Origin of the sequence: Pyxidicoccus xibeiensis, from assembly GCF_024198175.1 — a bacterium.
Lineage (GTDB): Bacteria > Myxococcota > Myxococcia > Myxococcales > Myxococcaceae > Myxococcus > Myxococcus xibeiensis.
The window spans coordinates 681,102-700,559 of the sequence record NZ_JAJVKV010000002.1 but is presented as its reverse complement, the minus strand read 5'-3'; the positions used below and the strand labels follow the sequence as shown (position 1 = coordinate 700,559).

Sequence of the window (19,458 nt, the reverse complement as noted above, 5' to 3'; positions counted from 1 at the left end):
CGCATGGACCCCACCCGCCGTCTGCTTGCCATCACCCTGGCCTTCGGGGTCGCGGCCTGTATGCCCTCGGGGACAGCCCCGGAAGCAGAAGGGCGCCCGCCCCTGGCGCGTCAGGAGCTCGCTTCGGATGCCGGGACGCCGCCCTGCCCCGCCGCGAATGGAGGGACCTGCGTTGCCGTCTCGCCAGCCATCGCGCCCGAAGCGGCGTGCCCGAGCAGCCGGTGGATTGCCGTCCTGAAGCCGGACATCTCCAGCTGCCCGCCGGGCCCCTCCGGCTCGGCAGGCCAGTGGGTCGAGGCCCGGCTGTTCGCGGCCACGAAGGGACAGTGGGCGCTGCCCCCCGGACTCGCGCCCTTCTGTTCCTACGACTGGGTGTCCTCGGGAAGCGGCCTCCCCCCACCGCTGGCGGTAGCGGCGCTGAAGTCGGCCGTGGACGGGCGGACGGTGAGAATCGACCCCGACTGTCAGGTGGTGGCGCCCCTGGGGACGAGCGCCACCGTCAAGGCCGCCTGGCAGATGCTGCAGAAGGACTTCCATGCGCAGACCGAGCGGCTGGCCGTCCTCCCCACGGGCGCGACGCTCCCCCCTGTCGAGGTGCGCGTCGCGGTGGTGGACTCCTCGCCGCACCGCTACAGCGGGGGCGAGGCAGTGGAGGACCGGCTCGGACATGGGCATGCGATGGGCCGCGTCGTGCGCGAGCTGGGCTGTCCGGACGGCAGCCCGGTCTGCATTGCCCAGGTGTCCAACCACCTGTCGCTCCCCCAGGTGACGCCGAACGTGCGGGACCTGGCGCATGGCGGCTACTTCGGAGAGCAGACGCAGCTCGCGCGGGCCATCCACAACGCGGTGACCGAGTGGCGCGCCCACAACGCGGGGAACGTCCCCCCGGGTGAGCCCGCGACACCCCAGCCCCGGCTGGTCGTCAACCTCAGCCTCGCCTGGGACGCCCGCTTCGGCGGCGCATACGACGGCAATCAGGTGGAGCAACTTCCGGCGCCGGTGCGTGCCGTCCATGCCGCCATCACCCATGCCGTCTGCCGTGGAGCCGTGGTCATCGCCGCGGCAGGCAACGACCCGGGCGGACCGGATACCGTCCACGGCCCCATGCTCCCCGCCCGGTGGGAGCAGAAGCCGGCGCCGGAGTACTCGCAGTGCGAGCCGCTCGAGGACCCGGGCTATCCGGCGCCGACCGCCTACCCCCGCTTTCCGCCAGCCAATGTGACGCCCTACCGGCCCCTGGTGTACGCGGTGGGCGGAGTGCGCGCGGACGACGCCCCGCTGGCGAGCACCCGTCCCGGAGGGCGCCCGCGCCTGGCAGCCCCCGGAGCGCATGCGCTGGCGTCGGACACCGACGTGTTCGGCAGGCTCCAGCCCACGGACATCCTCACCGGGACGTCCGTGTCCACGGCGGTGGTGTCCGGAGTGGCCGCCACCAGCTGGGGTTACCGGCCCGACCTCTCCGGGCCCGAACTCATGGAGCGCGTACGCCAGGGCTCGGTCCCCCTGGGCACCCCCGCGGACTTCTGCCTGGGCGGACTCCCTTGCCCATGGCCCTCCTCGGACCCGCGCCGCGTCATCGGCCGTGTCTCCCTCTTCCGGGCCCTGGAGGCCGCCTGCAAGGGCGTCGTCTCCCAGCACTGCCCGTCACTCCTGCCGCCCCCGCCAGCCCCGCGGCCCGCGCATGGCTCGCCTCTGCCGACCTTGGATACGGCCACGAGGAACAGCATCGAGTCGAAGCTCACCCGCACCGTCGACGGCTCGGCGCTCAACGTGGCGCTACCTCCGCTGCCCATCTGCCGCCAGAGCGCGCTGCGCTCCAACCGCTGGGCCTACGATGAGACGGTCTGCCCGTTCCGCCAGTACTACGGCATCCCGCTCCGGCCCTGGACGAACCCGCAGCCGAGCAAGAATCCCTGCACCTGCTGCCTGATGGAGGTCGACACGAACGAGGCCCTCGCCCTCGCGCCCACCGCGACCCTCTACCTCAGCATCGACAGCGAGTACGTGACCCGGAGCCTGGACTCACCCACGCTGCTGCTCAACGGCAGGTACGAGCTGGACATCTCCGGGGTGATGGAGCGCGCGGGGCAGCCCACCCTCACCGGGGGCGACGAGGTCAAGGTGACCGGGATTCCCATCGACCCGGCCTGGCTCCCCATCGACAGCGCGGAGCTCATGTTGCGCGGTGAGGAGGTGGGCGTCCCGTACTCCACTTCCAGCGAGCTGCTCCTGCAGTAGCGCGCGGGGCCTCAGCCCAGGGTCGCCGACCCCACGTTGCCGGGAACGCGCGCCGGCTCCGCCGCCGGTGCGCTCACCTTCACGGCAAGCCAGAACCCCGTCACGTACAGCACCGTCTGCGCCACCAGGGTGAAGGCCACCATGGGGCCCACAATCGGCGGCCCGTAGATGGAGATGACGAACCACCCGAGGACGAAGGGCACGAGGTACCGCGCACCGGAGCGCAGCAGGGGCGTATAGGCCGCGAACAGCCACACCCCGCCCACCGCGCAGTACGTCCACGGCGCGAACGGGCTCCGGAAGGAGGACAGGCTCAGCAGCGCCAGCCACACCACCAGCTGGGTCAGCCTGAAGTGGGAGCCCGCCTCTCCTCCCGCCTCGCGCTTGTAGAGCCGGTGCGCCACCACCACGGCCAGCGCCACGACCAGCAGCGAGTACACCGCGATGATGGCGCGAGCGACGGCGAGCGGGTCCGCGATCCGCACCCCCACGAGCTGCAGTTTGAAGGGCACGCCGAACGGCGAGTAGTTCACCAGGATGGCCGGCGTGAAGTTCCACACGAAGTCGAACAGCTCTCCGCTGGAGATGCGCGGCACCGCGCTGGTGAGGTAGTCCACGAAGGGCTTCTCACCGACGACCAGGAACGCGAGCACCGTGTAGAGCGCGCCGAAGCCCGTCGTCCACAGCGCGTCCTTCCATCGCCGCTGGACCAGCAGGTAGATGCCGAGCACTCCCGGGAAGATCTTCGCGAGGATGGCGAACGCCAGCAGCGCCCCGCCCAGCGCATGGCGCTTCCTGTCGAACGCAATCATCCCGCCCAGGCACAGGCCGTAGACGAGCAGGTGGATGTTGCCCAGCTGCACGTTCACCAGCGTGGGCAGCGACAGCCACACCACCGGCGTCAGCCCGCCCAGCACCGCGCCCTCGCGCCCGCCCACCCAGGACGCCACGAAGAGCATCGAGAGCAGCGCGGCGGCGGTGTAGAGGACGTACCAGCCCGCCCGCAGCGAGAAGAAGTCGCGGCTGATGCTCAGCATCAGCTTCGGCAGCAGCAGGAACTGGGGCGGATACGCGTAGTAGTCGCGCTCCAGCGGCTCCACCGCCGGGAGCACCGCGTCCAGCTCGGGCGACTTGTAGTGGCTGAGGATGAAGAGGTTCTCCTTCCCCTGCTCCGCGAGCACGGCGGCGCTCAGGTAGCCCGACAGGCAGGTGTGCTTCACCATGAACTCCACCTTCGGAGTCAGCGAGTACTGCTTCTGGTGCGGGTCGAGCATGAAGACGCCCAGCCGCGCCATCGCCACCACCACCAGGAGCGACGCCAGCCCCAGCAGGACGAAGGCCGTCCGGGACCTGCCGCGCAGCCAGGCCACCCACTCGGTGGGGACCCGCGGCACCAGGAAGAAGAACGACAGCGCACCGGCCACGAGCCCCACCGGAAGGGCCGCGCCGAAGGGCACTCCCAGCAACACCAGCAGCACGACCAGCAGGGGCGCCAGGAGCCCCGTGACAAACCCCGCCATCAACGCCGAGCCGGCGTTGAGCGAGGAACGGAATGCGGCGGACTGCGCGGACATGGCGGACGCTCTCTGTCTTGGAAGGCGTGGACGCTACTGGCCGGGACTGACGTCGGCCGGAGCGGCCTTCTCCAGCACGAAGGTGACGTGAGCCGAAAACGGCGCCGCGTGGCGGCTGCGCTCCAGGCACCGCTCCACGCCCCACAGCCGCCGGTAGGCGAACTCCGGCACGAAGTCCGGCAGGAAGGTCCGGTACTCCGTCTTCACCAGCTTCCAACCCTCGCTGAACGGACCGCTGGTCTCCTTGAGCCACACCTCCGTGCCGTCATCGATGTCCTTGATGAGCGGAAAGATGTAGCTCATGTAGAAGCGGAACAGCGGGTTGTTCACATTCATCTCGTGCACCAGGAAGCGGCCCCCGGGCCGCAACACCCGCTGCACTTCCTTGAAGGCCTGCTGCTGCCGGTGCTCGTCTGGCAGGTGGTGGATGACGTTCACCGCATAGACGAAGTCCTGCGAGCCATCCTCGAAGGGCAGCGCCGCGATGGAGCCCTGACGCACCAGGTTCCCATCCGAGCCCAGATACTTCCGGGCCTGCTTCACCTGGTTCTCTGAGAAGTCAATCCCTTCGACGTGATACCCCCGGGACAGCATCTCCTTGAGATACCAACCCTGACCGCAGCCGGCGTCAATCCCGCGCACATATTCCTGACGTGGCAGGTGGTCCTGGTTCAATTCGATCTTCCGGCTGAGCAGCCTCAGGCGGATGTGCTCCGGCACGTTGGATTTGTATTCGTCCGCAATCACATCGAAGTGGTTGGCCTCCGCCGACTCACGGCGCACCTGCTGGCGCAGCCGCACCAGCGCCCACAGGGCCCCCGCGATGACGAGCCAGTAGGTGAAGGCCCGCACCAGCGCCGTGGAGTAGACGGCGACCTCCGCGGACACGCCGAGCTGGACGAGCATGGAGATCATCCCGCGCCCCACCATCAGGAAGCCCGGCCAGGCGAGTGACGCGGCGCCCTGCGCATGGCTGGCGGCGTAGATGCGCACCGCCTCCGGGAGGGCGACCTCCACGCCGAACAGCCGCAGCGTGCCCCACAGGGACAGGCCGGTGACGCTCCAGATGAGGATGGCGAAGCTCTGCGCGAACAGCAGGCTGGTGGCCAGGGGCAGCACGCCAATCCGGCGCGCCCGGCTCTTGGTGGGGAACAGCGCCAGGGCGAACGCCCCCGCCACGAAGACGACGGCCGCGCCCCCCACCAGCGAGTAGGACGCGGCATACGCGAGGACGCCAATCGCCACCGCGTCCGTGGCCAGGTCCGCCAGCAGCAGCGCGAGCGCCCGCATGAACCGCTCCCGGAGCGGCGCGATCCTCAGGACATACAGGACGTAGAACGGCGTGAGGTTGCCCACGAAGGACGCCAGGAAGGCCAGGAACAGCTTGCGGCTGGGCGCCAGCACATGGCCGGCCCGCAGCAGGAACATCCACTTGAGATATCGGGTCGCCAGGTTCCCGATTGTGATCGACGCGGTCAGCGCGACACACAGGATAACAGACAGGACTGACGTGTGATTCAAGACCCCCAGCGCCACGTCGGGAACGCTGTACTCACGGAACGTATCCAATGAGTTGGCAATGGAGAGCCCGATACCCAGCACGAGAAGTATGGCGACAATGGATTGCACCCAGATACTTTTCATGCAAGACTTCCCCGCCTGTTCAATGGATGTCCGGGCTCAATTCGCGATCATTCGCGGCTGCGCTCCGCGGAAACTTCCACGACACAATCACCTCAACAGCTACCATCGCCATGATTGCAAATCAACCGGCCGAGACATTCTGCATCATCGGTGCCGGCGCGGCCGGACTGGCCGTCGCAAAGGCATTCAAGACGGCGGGCCTTACCTTCGAGGTATTGGAGTCCGCCTCTGGAATAGGGGGCATCTGGGATGCCTCGCGCGCCGACTCACCGGTGAGCCGCAACACCCACGTCATCGCCTCGAAGTCCGTGCAGGCGTATCCGGATTTCCCCATGCCGGCGTCCTACCCGGACTATCCCAATCACAGCCTCGTGCTGGACTACCTGAGAGACTATGCGCACAGCGCCGGCATCCTGCCGCACATGCGCTTCAACACCTCCGTGCTGCAGGTGGAGCCGGCGGGCCCGCGGTGGCGCGTGCGGGTGGAGGGCGGGCCTGAGCGCGAGTACGCGGGCGTGGTGCTGGCCAGCGGCCACGACCGCACGCCCCGCATCCCGGAGTTCCCGGGCCAGCACTCCATCGAGGTGCTGCACTCGAAGAGCTACAAGAGCCCTGCCCAGCTGATGAACAAGCGCGTGCTGGTGGTGGGCGCCGGCCAGTCCGCGGCGGACATCCTCTGTGAGTCGGCGATGAACGCGGCGCGGACGTTCCACAGCACCCGGCGCGGGTTCTTCTGCATGCCCAAGTACCTGATGGGCCGCCCCACCGACACCATGCTGCAGGCGAAGGCGCCGAGCTTCCTGCGCCGCCTCTCCTACTACCTCTTCTTCCGCTTCCTCTGGCGGCGCTCCAGGGGCCTGGGCATGCCGGTGCCGGTGATGAAGCAGGACCTGGTCATCCCGGTGCTGGGGGACCAGCTGCATCACCACTACACCCACGGGGACATCGTCCATAAGGGCAACGTGCGCCGCCTGGAGGGCGACCGCGTCTACTTCGACGACGGGACGGACGAGCAGATCGACGTCGTGTTCCTCGCCACGGGGTATCTGCCGTCCTATCCCTACATCGACCGCAAGCACCTGAACTGGGCCGAGGGCGACAACCGCCCGTCCCTGTTCATGCACATCTTCCCGCCCGAGGCCGACAACCTCTTCGTCGTGGGAATGGTGCGACCGGTGGGCTCACACTGGGACGTCTACGAGTACCAGGGCCGGCTCATCGCGGCCTACCTCCGGGCACGCCAGCAGGCGCCGGACAGGGCCCGGCGGCTGGACGACCTCCGGCGGAGCCGGGGCCCCCAGTCCGACTTCCGGGCCGGCATCCGCTTCTACAACCCCGCCGACTACCCTCTAGTGGTCGAGAAGCAGGAGTATGTGAATCACGTGAAGGGTCACCTCCGGAAGCTGGGCTGAGGTGCCCTCCCCGGCCCGGCTCAGCGCCTGCCAGGGACGAACGCCGCGAGCTCGCGCGCCACTGCGGCGGTCAGCGCCGGGCGCTGCTCGTGCAGGTAGAAGTGCCCGCCGGGGAAGAGCTCGACGGACTCCAGGTGGGACGCCAGCTCGCCCCAGGCACGAAGCTGCCCGGGCGTCGCGCGCTCGTCGTCCCGCCCGCCGTAGACGTGGAGCGGGCAGGCAAGCGGGCCGTCGTCCTCGAACTCGTACGTGTCGAAGACCTCGAAGTCCGCCCGGAGGACGGGGAGGAAGAGGGCCCGCAGGTCCGGCTCGGAGAAGACCTCCTCGGGCGTGCCGCCATAGCCGCGAATCTCGGAGAGGAACTCGGCGTCTCCCAGGCGCCACAGCAGCTTGCGGCTCCGGGGCAGGTGCGGCGCGGCCGCGGCGCTGACGAACAGCGCGCAAGGCCCCTGGCGCCCCACGCGGCGCAGGTGCCGAGCGAGCTCGAACGCGAGGAGCGCGCCCATGCTGTGGCCGAAGAATACGAAGGGGAGGTCCAGGAAGGGTGCCACGCCTTCCGCGATTGCTTCCACCAGTGCCGCCGCGCGACGGATGGGTGGCTCGCGCAGCCGCGCCCGCCTGCCTGGCAGCTCTACCGCACACACCTCGATGTCCTCCGGGAAGTCACCTTGCCAGCGGCTGTAGATGGACGAACCGCCCCCCGCATAGGGCAGACAGAACAGCCGCAGCCGGGCAGCCGGCGACGGCCGGCGGTAGAGCCATTGAGCGTTCATGATGTGGTGCGCCACACAGCGTGACACGTCTACGCATGCGGCGAGACACCGCGAGTATTTCGACAACCCGAACAGACGTCAACGCGGGGTCATCGAGACTCAGCCACCGCGGCAATTTCCGTCGCACAGCCGGGCCATGTCAGTCCCCTCAGGTACAGAGCAATCATCGCGGGCTTCAACCCACGAAGGCTCACAAACACGACACGGCAATCCCCACCCAGGTGACCGGCTTCGGCTCATGCGTCAGAAAAATACAGCGAAGAGTGAGGCGAAACAGCCGCCAGGGCCGGGGCTGCTCGCGGCGTTGAAGCTGACTCCTGACCTGACGCGAGACGCGCTCGGGACGATGAGTCGTATCTCGCGCACGCATGGAGACCTGGTGCGGGTGAAGATCGGGCCGATGCTCGTGTATCTGCTCAATCACCCGGACTACGCGAAACACGTCCTGCAGGACAATCACACCAACTACCGCAAGAGCTCCATCTACCACGAGTTCAGCGTCCTGCTCGGCGACGGCCAGCTGACGACGAACGACATGGAGTACTGGCGGAGCCAGCGCAAGCTCATCCACCCGGCCTTCTCACGCGCCCACCTGGAGCGGTACTTCTCGAAGGTCTCGGAGAGCTCCAGCGCCATGCTGGAGCGGTGGGAGGCCTCGGCCCGGGCAGGCCAGCCGCTCGACGTCTATCGCGAGTTCATGCGCCTGCTGCTGAGCCTCACCGGGAAGATCCTCTTCAGCATCGACCTCAGCGAGGAAGCGCCGCAGGTGAGCGACGCGATGCGTGTCGCGTTCGACTTCATCATGAAGCGCGTGAATGCGCCCCTCAAGCTGCCGCGCGACTTCCCCACCCCGGCCCGCCAGCGCGTCGCCCGCCATGTGGACGTGCTGAATGAGATCGTCCGCCGCCTCATCGAGGAGCGGCGCCAGGGCGAGGACCGGGGTGACCTGCTCACCACCCTCGTGCGGGCGCGCGACGAGGCCGGCAATGCGATGAGTGACGAGCACCTGCGCGACGAGATCAAGACGCTGCTCGTCGCCGGGCACGAGTCGCCGGCCAACATCCTCTCCTGGGCCTGCTACCTGCTCTCGCTCAACCCGGACAAGGAGGAGCGGCTCGTCGCGGAGATTGCCCAGGTGGTGGGTGACCGGCCGCCGACGTTCGCGGACCTGCCGCGCCTGCGCTACTGCCAGATGGTCATCGAGGAGACGATGCGCCTCTACCCGCCCGCCTGGGTGGTGGAGCGCACGCCCATCGAAGACGACGAGATTGGCGGCTTCCACATCCAGGCCGGGGCCCGGGTGACGATGTTCATGTACGAGATCCACCGGCACCGCGACTTCTGGGAGGAGCCCGAGCGCTTCGAGCCCGAGCGCTTCTCCGAGGAGCGCTCCGCCGGACGCCACCGGTTCTCCCTGTTCCCCTTCTCCGGAGGGCCGCGCATCTGCCTGGGCAAGGACCTCTCCATGGTGGAGATGGTCATGTGCCTCACCATGGTCGTCCAGCGCTTCCGGCTCCGGCTGGAGCCCACGCATCCGGTGGTTCCGCTGCCCTCGGTGAACCTGCGGCCTCGCGACGGAATCGTCTTCCACATCTCCCCGCGCCGGAGCGCCGTGGCCGCGGACGGGTGATGGCGACGTCCCGCGGCCACGCAACGTGATCGAAGCATCGAGCAGCGAGGAGCCAGTTCCCATATGAGTCCGTTCGGATCGGCGCAGACAGGGGGTGCGCGTCGTGGCCGCGACCCCGCGGTAATCGGCATGGCCTGCCGCTTCCCCGGCGCGGACGATGTGGCCGGGTTCTGGCGCAACCTCGCCGCGGGCATCAACTCCGTCACGGAGATTCCAGCGGACCGGTGGGATGTCGGCCGGTGGTACTCGCCGGACATCGGTGCCCCCAACCGCTCCACGAGCCGCTGGGGGGCGTTCGTCCGCGACTTCGACCGCTTCGACCATGCGTTCTTCAACGTCTCGCCGCGCGAGGCGCGCAGCATGGACCCGCAGCAGCGCCTGCTCCTGGAGGAGACCTGGCACTGCCTGGAGGACGCGGGCATCTCCGTGGAGACGCTCGTGCGGGCCCGCACCTCCGTCTACGTGGGCGCCATGGCGATGGACCACTACCAGACCGCCTATGCGCCTGGGGTGGACACGGAGAGCTACGCCTGCGCGGGCACGTACGCGTGCATGCTGGCCAACCGCGTCTCGTACCACCTGGGAGTGAGCGGCGAGAGCCTGACGCTCGACACGGCCTGCTCGTCCTCGCTCGTGGCGCTCCACCAGGCCCGGAGAGCGCTGCTGCTCGGCGAGGCCGACTACTGCCTCGTGGCCGGCGTCAGCCTGGACTTCAGCCCGTGGAAGTACGTCTCGTTCGGGAAGTCGCGGATGCTGAGCCCGACGGGGCAGTGCCGCACGTTCGACAAGGACGCGGACGGCTACGTGCCCGGTGAGGGGGTCGGCGTCATCCTGCTCCAGCGTCTCGAGGACGCCGAGCGGGCGGGCAGTGCCATCCATGGCGTCATCCGGGGCTCTGCGGTGAACCACGTGGGCCGCGCGGCGTCACTCACGGCGCCACGGGTGGGAGCGCAGCGGGACGTCATCCTCGCGGCCTGCCGCGACGGGGGCGTGGACCCGGCGACGCTCTCCTACGTGGAGGCCCACGGCACGGGGACCTCGCTGGGGGACCCGGTGGAAGTAGCGGCGCTCACAAAGGCGTTTCGCACGAGCACCGAGGCGCGCGGCTTCTGCGCCATCGGCTCGGTCAAGACGAACATCGGCCACCTGGAGGCCGCGGCGGGCATCGCGGGGCTCATCAAGACCCTGCTGATGATGCGGCACGAGCAGGTGCCCCCGACGTTGAACCTGACGACCCTCAACCCGCTCATCGACTTCGAGCGCTCCCCCTTCGTCCCGGCCAGACAGGGTCACCCGTGGACCCGGCCTTCCGGAGCGCCCCTGCGCGCGGGGGTCAGCTCGTTCGGCTTCGGAGGGGTGAACAGCCACGTCGTGGTCGAGGAGTATCGACCCGGGAGCCCAGCCCCGGGCCTGGCGAGGCCGCCCGAGGCGCCGCTCGCGTTCGTCCTCTCCGCGCGAACGGAGCCGAGCCTCCGCGCGCTCAAGGCGAAGTGGCTGGCGCGGGTGCGCTCGCCCGACTTCGACGGGGCCGCGCTCCGCGACGCCTGCCTCACGCTCCAGGAGTCCGGGAGGTCCTTCAAGCGGCGCTTCGGCGCGGTGGTACGAACCCCGGCGGAGCTGGAAGCGGCGCTCACCCGTGAAGACGACCCGGTGACACCCGGAGCGGTGGCGAATCCGACCCTGTTCTTCGGTGGGCTGCCGGACGGCGGAATCGCCGCGGCACGGGCGCTCCATCGCAGTGATCCGCTGTTCGCGGCGGCCTTCGAGCGGCTCGCCGCGCCCCTCCTCCATCGGAGAGGCCACGGCTCCGCGAAGGAGCTCCTGGCGGCGGGGGGCTTCCTCCCGGAGGAGCTTCGCCCCGCGCTCGCGTTGTGCGTGCGTTGTGCCCTCGCCGAGAGCCTGACCCAGGCAGGCCTCTCGCTTCGCAAGGTCGCCGGAGCTGCCGCGGCCACCCTCGTCAGCTCGGGCGCCCTTTCCTTCGACGAGGCCCTGCGTGCGCTGCTGCCGGAAGGCGCCGGGGTCTCGTTGCGCCGCCCACGGCTTCCCTACCTGCACCCCGAGACAGGTGCGGTGGTGGAGCCCTGGGACGCGGACGCCGCGCTCCTGCAGGACCTGGTCTCCGGCTTCCAGGTGGACCGCGAGGGCGTCCGCAAGGCCGCTGCGGATGCACGGCTCCTGTTCGGGACACAGCACACCTTCTCCCGTCACCTGGAGGAGTGGCGGCAGCCGCTCGCCACGGTGGGCCGCTCCCTGGAGTCGCTGCTCGCCGGGCCTTCTGCCGCGGATGAGCGCCTCGCGGCACTCGTGCTCGCGGTGAGCCGGCTGCGGCTGGAGCGCAAGTGGTCGCTCGGCGACCCGCCGCTGCCCGGTGACGCGCGCCTTGCCGAGCTCGCCAGGCTCGCCGTGGAGGAGCTCCTGCTCCCGGACGAGCTCGTCCGACTGCTGTGCGAACCGGATGCGCGCTCCTTCGGGACCATCGCCTCGGCGCTCGCGCAGCGGCTGAACCGGGGGAGGTGGACCGGGCCGTGCTCGGCCGCGAGAGGGCCTGGCGCGCCGCTGCCCGGGCCGGAGGGAACGCTCTCCCTGTCCGCGCTCCTCGCTGCGTCGCCAGGGAATGGCAGTGTCCTCCATGAGGAGCAGGGCCCGGTGCTCTGCCTCGGTCTTCCTCCCGAATCCCTTCGCGCCTCGTCCCTCGTCGTCGCACTCGATGAAGCGGCGGAGGGCGCGAAGCTCGAGGCGCTGCTCACGCTGTGGCGTGGAGGGCTGGAGCTCACATGGGGGCGCTACGCGGAGGTGCGGTCCCACCGGCGGTTCCGCCTTCCTGGGTACGCGTTCGACGGGACGCACTTTCCGCCGCCCCGCGTCGAAGCGGCGAAGGCCACCCCCATGAGCGCCACGAATGCCGAGCGGGCGGAGCCCAGCCTCGAAGTCCCGTCCGGGGCGCGCGAGGGCGTCTGGCGCGCCAGCGAGCCCATCATCCGCGACCACGTCATCACCGGGCGGCTGCTTGCACCAGGTGCCGTCCTCATGCGCGCCGCGCTGCTCGCCGCGCGCCAGCACCAGCCAGCCGCGAACTGCCTGCGCGAGGTCTCCCTCCACACGCCGGCCCTCGTCGAGGACGCGCTGGCCTACGCGGTCGACACCGAGGCGTCCGGGCGGTTCATCGTCCGCGCCGGAGCCACGGCGCTCTGCACCGGAGCGTTCAGCGTGGACGCCTCGGGCGGCGCTCCCGCCTCTCGACGTGCCGCCGTGCCCATGTCGCCCGCCGAGCCCGCGGAGCTCTACACGCGCCTCGCCCGCCTGGGCTACGGCTACGGTGACAGCCTCCAGGTCCTGCGCGGCCTCGAGCACGAGGAGGGGCGCCTCGTCGCGCACCTCGAAGGGGCGCCCGGCGCGGGGGACCTCGATGCGGCCCTGCTCGATGGCGTCCTCCAGTGCGTCGTCATGCAGGCCCTGATCGACGGCCGGCTCCAGGACGGCAGCCTCCTCATCCCGTTCTTCATCCGGCAGCTCCGCCTGCTGGGGCCGCTCGCCGGGCAGCTCACGGTGGAGGTCACCCAGGTATCCCCGAGTGGGCGGAACGGCGACCTCCAGGCTCACGTGGTTGCGCGGTCCCCGAGTGGTACGCCACTGCTCGAGCTCGAAGGGGCGGTCTTCCGGCGCGTCGCCGCCGGCTTCCTCGGTGGGCACCTCGAGAGCCCTGACCACTCCGAGGTTGCGCCAGGCGCATCGCCCTTCCCCGTCAAGACCCCGGCCCGGCAAGGTGCCGGCGCTGACGCCCCACCCGCCCACCTCGAGGGCACGAGTCTGTATGCGCCGCGCTGGGTTGCCGCGGAGGTCGCGCCGGTCTCCGCGACGCGAGGCCCGTCGCTCCTGATCCTGCCGCCCCACACCAACGGGGAGGCACTCTCGCTCGCGCTGGCGGCCGAAGGGCCGGTCCTCGTGGCCCGGGCGTCACCGGAAGGCCGGCCCGGCGAGGCCCACTTCAATCCCCTGGAGCTGGAGGACTGGACGCGGCTCCTCCGCCGAGCCACCGAGGAGCTGGGGACGACGGAAGGACCGCTGAGCGTCTACTTCCTCCTGGCGGCGAATGACGAGCCGGCCTCTTCCGCTGAGGCGCTGTGGCGCCAGCAGACGCATGGAGCGCGGGCGCTCTTCCTCCTCGCGAAGGCGGCTGGAGCCTCGCGCTTCAAGGCGGTGCGCATCGCGCTCGTCGTCCATGACGCCTTCTGTGTGAATCCCGGCGACACGGCGCGCGGCTACGCGGCGGCCGGACTGGCGGGTGCGGTCCGGACGGTTGCGCTCGAGTACAAGAAGCTCCGTCCGGTCGTCATCGACCTCGGGCGTCGCGGCCTGGACGCGGCCACGCTGCCGGGCCTCCTCCGCTCGGAATGCCAGTCGAGCGCCACTGCCGAGCACGTCGTGGCCTACCGTGAGGGCCGCCGCTTCGTTCCCCGCGTGACTCGCGCGAGAGGGAACCAGGACGGTGTGCCGTATCGGGACGGCGGGGTGTACCTCGTCGTCGGCGGCGCCGGTGGAATCGGCCGGAAGACCGCCGCGCACCTCGCGGCACGGACGCGGAACGCACGCATCGCGCTCGTAGGCCGCTCGCCCATGTCGGCCGAGCTCGAACAGGTCCTGCGTGAGCTGGAGGGCGGCGGCACGGGAGCCCGGGTCCGCTACTTCCCGACGGACGTCACCCGTCCCGAGGACCTCGCCGCAACCCTCGCCCAGGTGAAGCAGGCCTTCGGCCCCCTCCACGGCGTCATCCACTCGGGCGGCGTGCTCGCGGACCGGCTCATCTTCAGCAAGGACGTGGAGTCCTTCGACCGCGTGCTCCGCCCGAAGGTCGTCGGCGCCTGGCTCCTGGACGACCTCACCGCGTCGGAGCCGCTCGACTTCTTCATCGTCTACTCCTCCGTCGTCTCCGAGCTCGGCAACGTCGGCCAGGTCGACTACGCGGCGGCGAACGCGTTCCTGGACGCCTTCATGGATTACCGCCGGGCGCGAGGCCGACCGGGCCGCAGCCTGGCGGTGAACTGGACCCTCTGGGCCGAAGGCGGGATGGGGCGGGACGTCCAGGCCATCGAGCAGCTTGCCGCGAGGGGCATCACCCTCCTCGAAGACGGGCCCGCCTTCGCCGCACTCGACTCGGCGCTGACGGGTCCCGAGGAGCGGGTCATCGTCCTCGGCCCGGGCCCGGGGCATCCATTCGGCGAGCGACTCGTGGACGTGGCGCCCGCGTCCCCGCCTCACGCTCCCCTCCCGGCCCCGAAGCCGGACGACGCGGCAGCGCTCGAGGCCTGGCTGACCGGCCTCATCGCGGCGCGGATTGGCGCCGACGCGTCGGCGGTCGATCCCGAGGAGTCGTTCTTCGCCCTCGGCGTCGAGTCGGTGATGGTGAAGGAGCTCATGAAGGAGCTGGACCGCGAGTACGACGGCCTCTCGCCGACGTTGCTCTTCGAGCGGCCCAACCTCCGTGAGCTCGCCGTCTTCCTGGCGTCGCGTCCACGGCGGGCGAGCATGCCCGTGCCGCCCCCGCCTGGGCCCCCGGTGCAGGGGCCTGCCTCCGAGCCCCGCGCGAAAGCAAGGACTCCGACCCGGACTGCGGGGCCGCTCCCGGAGCGCGCCATCGCGGTCATCGGGATGGGGGGCCGCTTTCCGAAGGCGCCCGACGTGGAGACCTACTGGCGCAACCTGCTCGCTGGCGTCGACTGCATCACCGAGATTCCCGCCGACCGGTGGGACTACCGGCGCTACTTCCATCCCGACCCCACCCACCCGGACACGACGTACGGACGCTGGGGCGGGTTCATGGACGACGTCGACAAGTTCGACCCGCTCTTCTTCAACATCTCCGTCCGCGAGGCGGAGCAGCTGGACCCCCAGCAGCGGCTCTTCCTCGAGTGCACCTGGGAGACCCTGGAGCATGCCGGCTACGGCAACCGGAAGCTCCTGCGTGAGAAGGACGTCGGGCTGTTCGTCGGCGCCATGTGGAACGAGTACACGCTCATCACCGCCGAGCAGGGCTCCTTCCGGGGACGTTATGCCGGGCCTGGCTCGCTCTACTGGCAGATCGCCAACCGCGTCTCGTACTTCCTCGACCTCACGGGCCCCAGCATCGCCATCGACACCGCGTGCTCGTCGTCGCTCACGGCGGTGCACCTCGCCTGCCAGAGCATCCTCGACGGGGAGTGCTCCATGGCCATCGCCGGAGGCGTGAACCTGTCACTCCATCCGGAGAAGTACGTCTACCTCGGCCAGCTCCGCTTCCTCTCCACGGACGGGCGGTGCCGCAGCTTCGGCGAGGGGGGAACCGGGTACGTGCCGGGCGAGGGCGTGGGTGCCGTGCTGCTCAAGCCGCTGGAGCAGGCACTCGCCGACGGCGACACCATCCACGCGGTGATTCGGGGGACGTCGGTGAACCACGGTGGGCGGGCCTCCGGCTTCACCGTGCCCAATCCCCGGCAGCAGGGCCGCCTCGTCGAGACGGCCTTCTCCCGCTCCGGAGTGGCGCCCTCGGAGCTCGGGTACATCGAGTGCCATGGGACGGGGACCTCACTGGGAGACCCCATCGAGATCCAGGGGCTGACCCAGGCCTTCGAGCAGGCAGGCGGCGCGGCGCGGAAGGCCTCGTGCGCGATTGGCTCGGCGAAGTCCGTCATCGGCCACCTGGAGGCCGCGGCGGGCATCGCGGGGCTCATCAAGGCGGTCCTCTGCCTCCAGCGCGGCAGGATTCCTCCGAACCTCCACAGCCACATCAAGAACGCCAACATCGACTTCGCGGCGGGACCGTTCTTCGTCGCGGAGGAGGTGCTCGACTTCCCGCTGCGCGACGGCTCCCGCTACGCGGGGCTCAGCTCCTTCGGGGCGGGCGGGTCCAACGCGCACGCCATCCTCCAGTGGTCCGCCGACTGGGACAGCGTCACCGCCGACGACGCGAGGCCGGAGCTGTTCACCCTCTCCGCCGCCAGTGAGCCCCAGCTCCAGGAGCTGGCCCGCCGGCTCCACGCCGGGCTCACCGGCGAGCACACGGCGCGCTACGCCCTGCGCGACATCGCCGCGACCCTCGCCATCGGCCGCACCGAGCTGGCCGAGCGGCTCGCCATCGTCGCCGGCTCGCGCACGGAGCTGGTCCGCAGGCTGGAAGCGTTCCTCTCCACTCCCACGCACGCGGACGGCGTTGCCAGGGGAAGCACGAAGGAGCGGGCCTCGGCGGAGCGGGCCTCCATCGATGCGCTCGTCGCGAGTCGCGACCTCGCGAAGCTCGCGGCGCTCTGGGTGCGCGGCGCCGCCGTGGACCTGGGCGCGCTCTACGCGGACCGCGCGTGGCACCGGGTCGCGCTACCGACCTATCCCTTCGAGCGCCGCCGCTGCTGGATTCCCAGGGCGGAGGGGGCTGGTCCCTCGGTGGCGCCGGCGGTGCTGCACCCGCTGGTCCACACGAACACCTCCACGCTGGGCGCGCAGCGCTTCCTGACGGTCCTCACCGGGGAGGAGCCGTTCCTCGCGGACCATGTCGTCGGAGGACGGAAGCTCCTCCCGGCTGTGGCCTCCATCGAGGCGGCGCGGGCGGCCGTGGAGCTGTCTGGAGAGCAGGCGACATCCCTGCGGGACCTCGTCTGGGTGCGCCCGCTCGTTGCCGGTGACACCGGGTGCCGGTTCCAGGTCCGCCTCCGGCCAGAGGAGCGCGAGCTGGAGTTCTCGCTCGTCGAGGCGGATGGGGCCGGAGACACCGTGTTCGTGCGAGGGCGCATCCTCCGAGACGCCCGGGCTGGTGGGACCGCGCCGCCCGTCGACGTCGAGGCACTGAGGAGTCGCGCCACGGAGCGGCTCGACCGCGAGGCGCTCTATGCGCGGTTCCGGGCGCATGGCTTCGAATATGGCCCCGCGTTCCAGTCCGTCGTCGAGGTGTACCGGGCCGGGTCCGAGGCGCTGGCGCGTCTCGAGCTCCCTGCCGTGGCGGCCTCACAGGCGCTCCAGTTCCATCCCTCGCTGCTCGACGGTGCGCTGCAGACGGCGCTGGTGCTCGTGGATGACGGTGACGACGCACGTCAGCCTCCCCTGCCCTTCGCGCTGGGAGCGGTGGAGCTGCATGCAGCTCCGCCCGGCGCCTGCTGGGCATGGGTGCGCCGGAACGACTCCCAGCGGCTCGACGTGACGCTCGCGGACGACACCGGGCGGGTGCTGGTGACCATGCGAGATCTCGTGCTGCGGCGGCCCCAGGAGGGGGCTCGCCCGGCGCCCCGTCCAGCGCCAGGCCCGGTGGAGCCGACACCGCCCCTCGCGGCGGCCCTGGCGGCTTCGGCGACGGCACCAACGGCGGCCCTGCGCACGCGCGTGGAGGCGCAGCTCCTGTCCGTCTACGCCGAGCTGCTGAAGGTCGCAGTGGCCGAGCTGGACCCCGAAGTGCCGGTGAGCAACTACGGGGTCGAGTCGGTGATGATGATGACGGTCCTCAGCCGCGTGGAGGCCCTCTTCGGCCGCGCGGTCGAACCCAACGCCATCGTCGAGCACCCGGCGATCCGCGACTTCGCCACCTATCTCATCGACGAAGGCGTGGCGAAGGCGGAGGCCCCACGCATCGAGACCGCGGCGGCCGCGCCTCCCCCTGCGCCTCGCATCGAGAGCGCGAAGGCCGCGCCCGCCCCGGCTCCTCGTAGCGAGACCGCGGCGCCCCGCCCCATCCCGGCATCAGTCGCGATACCCCAGGCGCGTCCCACCCGCGTCGCGGTGGTCGCGATGGCGGGCCGGCAGCCACACTCCGCCAACCTGGAGGAGTTCTGGCGCAACCTCACCGCCGCACGCCGGCTCACGGGGGAGGTTCCGGCGGAGCGCCTCCAGGACTTCCGCACGGCGGGCGGCCTCCCGGGTGACCTGCGCCACATCCGCTTCGGTGCGTTCCTCGACGGCATCGACCTCTTCGATGCCGCGGCATTCGGCGTGTCGGACACGGACGCGCTCCTCATGGACCCGCAGCAGCGGTTCCTCCTGGAGCTGAGCCGCGAGCTGTTCGACGCCGCGGGCTACCGCGCCGAGGAGCTGCTGGGGCGCAGAGTCTCGGTCTACATCGGCGGCGGGGAGAGCGCGTACCTCAAGCGCCATCGCGCCAGCGTTCCCGACGAGGCCGCGGGCCGGATGGTGGTGAGCACCATCCCGAACATGCTCGCCGCACGCATCTCGGACCACTACGGCTTCACCGGGGGCTCCCAGACGGTCGACACTGCGTGCTCGTCCTCGCTCGTCGCCATCCACCAGGCCTGCCGCGGCATCCTCACCGGCGAGGTGGAGATGGCGCTCGCGGGCGGGGTGGAGATCATCCTCGACCCGTTCTACTTCACAGGCTTCGCGCGCGCAGGCGTGCTCACCGACAGTCCCAACACCTACGTGTTCGACGAGCGCGCGAGCGGGTTCGTCCTCGGCGAAGGTGCGGGGCTCGTCCTCCTCAAGTCCTACGAGGCGGCGCTGCGCGACGGCGACCCGATTCTCGCGCTCGTCGCGGGCTCCGCCGTGAACAACGACGGAAGGACCATGGGGCTGACCACTCCGAACCAGGAGCGTCAGACGGAGCTCATCCTCTCCGCACTCGAAGCGAGCAGGCTCTCTCCCACGGACATCTCGTACCTGGAGGCCCACGGGACGGGGACGCTGCTGGGTGACCCCATCGAGATTCGCGCCGCGACCAAGGCCTTTGGACGCGGCACGGAGCGCTGGTGTGCGCTGGGCAGCGTCAAGTCGAATGTCGGCCACTCCCTGCATGCTGCCGGAGTGACGGCCTTCCTCAAGACGGCGCTCGCTGTCGAACGCGGAGTCCTTCCGGCGACGCTGAACTGCGAGCGTCCGCATCCCCGCTTCCGGTTCGAGGAGTCACCATTCCGTCCGAACACCACGACGGTGCCCTGGGCTCCGCGCAACGGACTGCGGCGGGCCGGCATCAGCTCCTTCGGCTTCGGCGGAACGAACTGCCATGTGGTGCTGGAGCAGTTCGTGCGCGACGGGCAGCCCCAGACCCGCGCGCCCCTTCCCCCGACGCGCTTCCGTCGACGCTCGTGGTGGCTGGGACGGACGGACGGCGAGCGCATCTCGAAGCACGAGCTGCTGCTCCGCCTGAGTCGCGGAGAAATCACCCCGGACAGGGCCCTCGAGCTCGGTCGCCAGGCGCGGAATGTCGACTGACAGGACACAGG

The 19,458-nt window shown here is 70.3% G+C and carries 7 protein-coding genes; 4 read left to right on the top strand and 3 right to left on the bottom strand.

Annotated features, from left to right (window positions below; translation table 11 throughout):
* The first annotated feature begins 3 nt into the window (after positions 1–3).
* On the top strand, positions 4–2,238 hold the full coding sequence (locus LXT23_RS10770) for a S8/S53 family peptidase (protein ID WP_253980028.1): 2,235 nt from the start codon (positions 4–6) through the stop codon (positions 2,236–2,238).
* 11 nt (positions 2,239–2,249) lie between these two features.
* On the opposite strand, the gene LXT23_RS10765 is transcribed toward LXT23_RS10770, so the two are convergent.
* Entirely contained in the window at positions 2,250–3,812 is a 1,563-nt protein-coding gene (locus LXT23_RS10765; protein WP_253980027.1) for a glycosyltransferase family 87 protein, read from the bottom strand.
* A gap of 33 nt (positions 3,813–3,845) precedes the next feature.
* Positions 3,846–5,240 carry a methyltransferase domain-containing protein gene (locus LXT23_RS50350; protein ID WP_323378884.1) on the bottom strand — a complete coding sequence of 465 codons (1,395 nt, stop codon included), beginning with the start codon at positions 5,238–5,240 and terminating at the stop codon, positions 3,846–3,848.
* A 326-nt stretch (positions 5,241–5,566) separates the two neighbouring features.
* Between LXT23_RS50350 and LXT23_RS10755 the strand changes: the two genes are divergently transcribed.
* The gene (locus LXT23_RS10755) at positions 5,567–6,868 is read left to right on the top strand and encodes a flavin-containing monooxygenase (RefSeq protein ID WP_253980026.1); all 1,302 of its coding nucleotides are present in this window, start codon (positions 5,567–5,569) and stop codon (positions 6,866–6,868) included.
* Between the two features lie 20 nt (positions 6,869–6,888).
* Here the strand turns inward: LXT23_RS10755 and LXT23_RS10750 are convergent, their stop codons facing one another.
* Positions 6,889–7,641, bottom strand: coding sequence for a thioesterase II family protein (locus LXT23_RS10750; protein WP_253980025.1), 753 nt, complete (start codon positions 7,639–7,641; stop codon positions 6,889–6,891).
* 304 nt (positions 7,642–7,945) lie between these two features.
* Between LXT23_RS10750 and LXT23_RS10745 the strand changes: the two genes are divergently transcribed.
* The gene (locus LXT23_RS10745; protein ID WP_253980024.1) at positions 7,946–9,271 is read left to right on the top strand and encodes a cytochrome P450; all 1,326 of its coding nucleotides are present in this window, start codon (positions 7,946–7,948) and stop codon (positions 9,269–9,271) included.
* A gap of 129 nt (positions 9,272–9,400) precedes the next feature.
* Positions 9,401–19,447 (top strand): SDR family NAD(P)-dependent oxidoreductase, encoded by a 10,047-nt coding sequence (locus LXT23_RS10740; RefSeq protein WP_253980023.1) that lies wholly within the window; start codon positions 9,401–9,403, stop codon positions 19,445–19,447.
* Positions 19,448–19,458: the final 11 nt, after the last annotated feature.